The following is a 4,367-nucleotide window of genomic DNA, read 5'->3' on the forward strand; positions in this document are numbered from 1 at the left end:
CTCCTGGTGATCATCTCCACCACCTGGGTCAGCATCTCGTTGGCCTGACGCTTGGGCAGCTCATGCGTCTCGGACAGCCGCTCCGCCAGATGGCGCAGCGTCAGAACAGCACTCGTGGAGGCTGCCTTGGTGCTATTGGCCGTAACCTTAGACCCAGCCTTGGTGGATGCCTTCGATATCACCGCTTTGGCAGCAGCACCTTTGGCAGCGGCCTTTTTGGCCGGAGCCTTGGTGGTCTTCGCGGGCTGAGCCGCGGTCTTTTCAGCCGCCCTCGAGGTCGTGGTCTTCCGGGCAGGTGCCGTCTTGGTCTTCGTCGCCGTCTTTGCCACTGGCAACTCCTTCGCGCATGAACAGTTGGCCTGTGTTATCTGCATAGTGCGCCGGGCTTGGGTCTCAACGGATCATAACATCATTTCCACAGTAGAATGCCAAAAATGGTGCCGCACAACCTCTTCACGGGCTCTGGAGACCGGCCGCTTTGCTCGACAACGGTGATCTGAGGAGCCTGAGCACAGGCCTTGATCACGATCTCATGGGGGTAGACGTGAATACACTTGTTGCACTGGTTGCGGCCAAACCGATCGTACTGCGCATCAGCACCGAAGATGGCGCTCAGGAGTTGGGCCGGATCGCGCAGACGGATGATCGCAAGCTCAGGATCAGCCCTGTCGCAGGCTCTCCTCTGGAGGGCATCGATTCTGGCCCTTACGCCGACCGCGGGACGGCCATGGCAGCTATCAGTGCGTATCTGCAGGGGACTTGCCTGCATGCCCGCCCGAACGCCGCAGGCGCTGTTGCAGCTCCAGGCGCTCAGAATCGAACCACATAGCCGCGGCGGCTCTTGCGCCGAAGCCAGCTCTCAAGCCGCTCCGCGGCCTGATCATAGCTGTCACAGATCTCGATCCGCCGCTGTCCTGGTCGACCAATCCGCCCCCACTCGCGGGTCAGGGTGGCGGTCCCAAACAGGCTCGGCTCGATCGCCAGGACATAGTAGCGCGCCATGTTGCAGCTGGGATCACGCCGGTCGAGGATCAGGTACTGGATCTTGTCATCGGCCATGCGGCAACCGTATCGCGCCGCCGCAAGTCAGACCAATGAAACTCCTGAATCGATCACGCACCACCGATTCACGTTCGTGATATGCGAAGCCCGGTTAAACGGCATTAGGGAGCAAAAGCTGCTCTGTGGCCTAGCGATCGACGGGCGGCCCGCGGGCTACTCGCCAAGCTGCGAGCGTCTGCGGGCTCCGATTCCGGACGCTGGATTGGTGACGCGTCTGCGCGTTGCTGCCTTCATAAGCTTGCGGAAGGTCGAGCATTCCAGATGCGACGGAGCTGGACATTCGGCCACGTGCCGGAGCATATCCCGCAGCGTTCGCAGGTCGACCATCTGGCGATGCAAATCATCCGCCTTGGCGTGCAACTGATCCCGGGGAATATCGGGACGGCCGTCCTCCCGAGTTCGATCAGGGACAATGTCAGGAGGACGTCGGCATCGAATTGCCGCCGCAGCCCATGTCGGCTGATCGACCGGATCAAGCCGAGCTCCTCATAGTAGCGCAGCGCCGAGGGCGGAACGCCTGAGGGTTCAGCAAGCTCCCTGATGTCCATCATTCCCATGTTTGACCTCAGGTTGGCTTGAAGTCGTACCGTGTCTCGAATCGTCATTCAAGCAAGAGGCCCACCATGCAAATAACCGCCATCCCGAGACAGCCGCAGGTCTGGCGAGACCCGCGAGCGATCGCGCTGCTGATAGCAGCGTCCCTCACGACCATGGCCAATGCCACGATCAGTCCGGCACCCCCGGACTCGAGCGCCTGTTAGCGGATGAACCGAACGCTGCGATGCTGGTGCGCCTGCTGGTGCCCGCACCTTCCATCAGCGTCGCGATCTTCGCGCCGTTCGCCGGTCTCATCGCTGATTGGTACGGCTGGCGTCTGATGCTCCTTGCAGGGGTCATGCTGCTCGTCATTGCCGGATGCGCGGGGCTGTTCCTTCCCGACCTCTCGACCATCTTCGCCAGCCGTCTGGTCTTGGGATTGGTTGTCGCCCTCATCATGACGGCCCAGACCGCGCTCACCGGCGATTACTTCACCGACGACCGGAGCGCGTTGTCAGGATTTGAGATATTAGCCTGGAACTTCGGGGGGCTCGCCTTCATCTCGCTGGCCGGATGGTTCGCAGCGGCTTCACCGCGTTTGCCCTTCGCCATCTATGGCGTTGCCGCAGTCTTCTTGCCGTTGATGTGGAAGGTCATTGTTGATCCGCAAGGGACCTCGCCCGTTTTCCCTTGCTCGCCTGCAGGAAAGATCCTCCCATCCTTCATCATGGGGTCTCGTCTTCGCACTGCTCGTGCTTCTTCAAGCCGTGACGAACATGTGCATTTTCGTCATGCCGACCCAGTTGTCGTTTTTCTTCGGGACGGCAGGCTATAGCAGCCCGGTGATGACCGGTTCGGCGCTCGGAATGCTGAAGCTCTTTGGCGGCAGCCTTGTACTGCTTTACGGCCAGCTCCAGCGGGTCATCGGTTACGCTGGTATCCTCGCCTTGGGCTATGGTGTGATGGCTCTTGGTCTGGCGTTGCTGGCTCTTGTTGGGACGCCTTTGGCCTGGTTCGTAGGAGCCGCGGCCGTCGGAGCAGGCTATGCATGGTCTCGCCGAGCTTCGTAACCCTTGCCTTGAGGTTTGCTTCGCTCCGGCGGAGCGCTGGCGGCGTCCTGACCGCTTCCGTGTTCATCGGCCAGTTCTGTTCGCCCCTCCTGAGCACACCATTGATCGTGGCATACGGCTATCAGGGCTTGTTCGATGCCGCCTCGTCGCTTGCAGCCGCGATGGCTGTTGCGGCCGTCCTGAAGGCCTGCGTGATGGGCCTCCATGCATTGACCCATCACGTAGGGTAGAATGCGCTCCTGGTCCCTCTGCGAGACGGATGCTCATGGCCAGTCAAAGCCTTGCAACAGAAGTAGCCGGCGAAGTCCCACTCCCCGATGTCGACTTTGCCGATGCCTACTCCGTCCATGTTGCCGCCCCCTTGGACGCGCTCCAGGCGGCGCGACGGATAATGGGACAGCGGCCCTGGTAGGTGGACGGTCTCCTCGTGCTGCGCAACCTCGCTGTTACGCCGCTCGGGCTCAAGCGCAGTGCGCCAACCGGGGTGGAGCGGATCGGGATCTTCCCCATCGTGAGCGCTTCGCCGGAACGGGTGGTGATGGGGTTCGATGACACCCATCTCGATTTCCGCGTCGTGGTCGAGGTCGTGCCGGAGCGCAACGGGTGTCAGGTCACGGCAATGACCTTCGTCCGCACGAGAAACCGATTCGGGCAACTCTACCTCGCCGCTGTTACGCCATTCCATCGGATAATCGTTCCCGCGATGCTCGCGCAGGTGGGGAGGAACTGAGACAAGGAATCCCGCTCCTGCTGAGATGGAAATTAAATCTCTAAGTTTGTCGCTCAACCGTGGTCCAGCCTGAGGCCACGATAGGGTTGTCCCCCAACGTTGGATCCCCTGAGCAGCGAAGTCACAGACCTATACTCCTCAGGCTCTGCCCTTCGTCTCGGCTCCTTCAAGGCAGGTTTCATCCTGAGCTGTTACAAGTTCTCTTAACATGCGAATCGTGTCAGCCGCCTCAATGAGCAAGGCGGACAGCTCTTCAGGCAAGCAGTCAGCAGCGCGGTCTAGCCGCGCGGCTATGTCGTTCGAGATGCTCATGGTGTTCCCCCGCGGTTGTCGGACTTGGGGACTATACAACGGCTCGGTTATGAATAGCGAAGACTACCAGCTCTGATCGAACCCGTCTGACATCCTCCACATCACTGAAGCGCGGGGGCCTGAGCCGCTGTTAAGCAGCGAGAAACTCCGAATGGCTTTGTGCCATCCGTCTCGGATTCGCGAAGCGCCGCTCCCAGTGACGGCGAATTCCTAGGCGAGGCTACGTTGGACGATATTCTATGTAAGCAGGCGCTCGTTGTCTGATCCAGCACCGAGAGCCCGACTCATGACGTGCGGTGGGCTCTCGGCATCATTGTGGTCAAACATCGACCCCAGACGATCCCCATATCGGAAATCGCTGATGCCCTCTCAGGCACGCGGAGGCGGAGCCCAGGGATCGCCTACCTGGTGCCCGCAGACCGGTTGTCGTTTCACCTCGCCGGTGCTGCCGATCTGGCGGGGTCGGGTGCCTCTTCTGCAATTCCAAACGTCTTGGGTGTCCGAGGCTGACCGAGCAATGCGACATTGGGCCCTGTGGGCGAATGATTGTTGGCGCTTGCGCCGGCGAAAAAATCGACTATGTGTCCCCTCCCCGGCGCCACCTCTCCGAGGCGGCGCCTTTTCCAGACACAGTGACTGTCGGCACCCGGAACTCT

The 4,367-nt window shown here is 60.9% G+C and carries 6 protein-coding genes; 3 read left to right on the forward strand and 3 right to left on the reverse strand.

Annotated elements, in window-relative coordinates; genetic code table 11:
• From DES45_RS25285 to DES45_RS21785, 3 genes are all read right to left on the reverse strand, one after another.
• The coding region (locus DES45_RS25285; RefSeq protein WP_114772550.1) for an HU family DNA-binding protein at window positions 1-329 on the reverse strand (329 nt) is incomplete at its 3' end.
• A 481-nt stretch (window positions 330-810) separates the two neighbouring features.
• Window positions 811-1,059 carry a WGR domain-containing protein gene (locus DES45_RS21780; protein ID WP_114772554.1) on the reverse strand — a complete coding sequence of 83 codons (249 nt, stop codon included), beginning with the start codon at window positions 1,057-1,059 and terminating at the stop codon, window positions 811-813.
• A 233-nt stretch (window positions 1,060-1,292) separates the two neighbouring features.
• A complete protein-coding gene (locus tag DES45_RS21785) occupies window positions 1,293-1,667 on the reverse strand; it encodes a MerR family DNA-binding transcriptional regulator (protein WP_342633541.1) in 375 nt (124 codons plus the stop codon).
• A gap of 176 nt (window positions 1,668-1,843) precedes the next feature.
• On the opposite strand from DES45_RS21785, the gene DES45_RS25445 reads away from it, so the two are divergent.
• The 3 genes from DES45_RS25445 (at window position 1,844) to DES45_RS21795 (ending at window position 3,399) form a co-directional block, all read left to right on the forward strand.
• Entirely contained in the window at window positions 1,844-2,434 is a 591-nt protein-coding gene (locus DES45_RS25445) for an MFS transporter (protein ID WP_245571831.1), read from the forward strand.
• A 10-nt stretch (window positions 2,435-2,444) separates the two neighbouring features.
• Window positions 2,445-2,669: a hypothetical protein gene (locus DES45_RS25450; RefSeq protein ID WP_210210255.1), complete on the forward strand. Its 225-nt coding sequence runs from the start codon at window positions 2,445-2,447 to the stop codon at window positions 2,667-2,669.
• 412 nt (window positions 2,670-3,081) lie between these two features.
• Window positions 3,082-3,399, forward strand: coding sequence for a DUF2867 domain-containing protein (locus tag DES45_RS21795; protein WP_342633542.1), 318 nt, complete (start codon window positions 3,082-3,084; stop codon window positions 3,397-3,399).
• Window positions 3,400-4,367 lie beyond the last annotated feature (968 nt).

Source organism: Microvirga subterranea, from assembly GCF_003350535.1.
GTDB classification, from domain to species: Bacteria; Pseudomonadota; Alphaproteobacteria; order Rhizobiales; family Beijerinckiaceae; genus Microvirga; species Microvirga subterranea.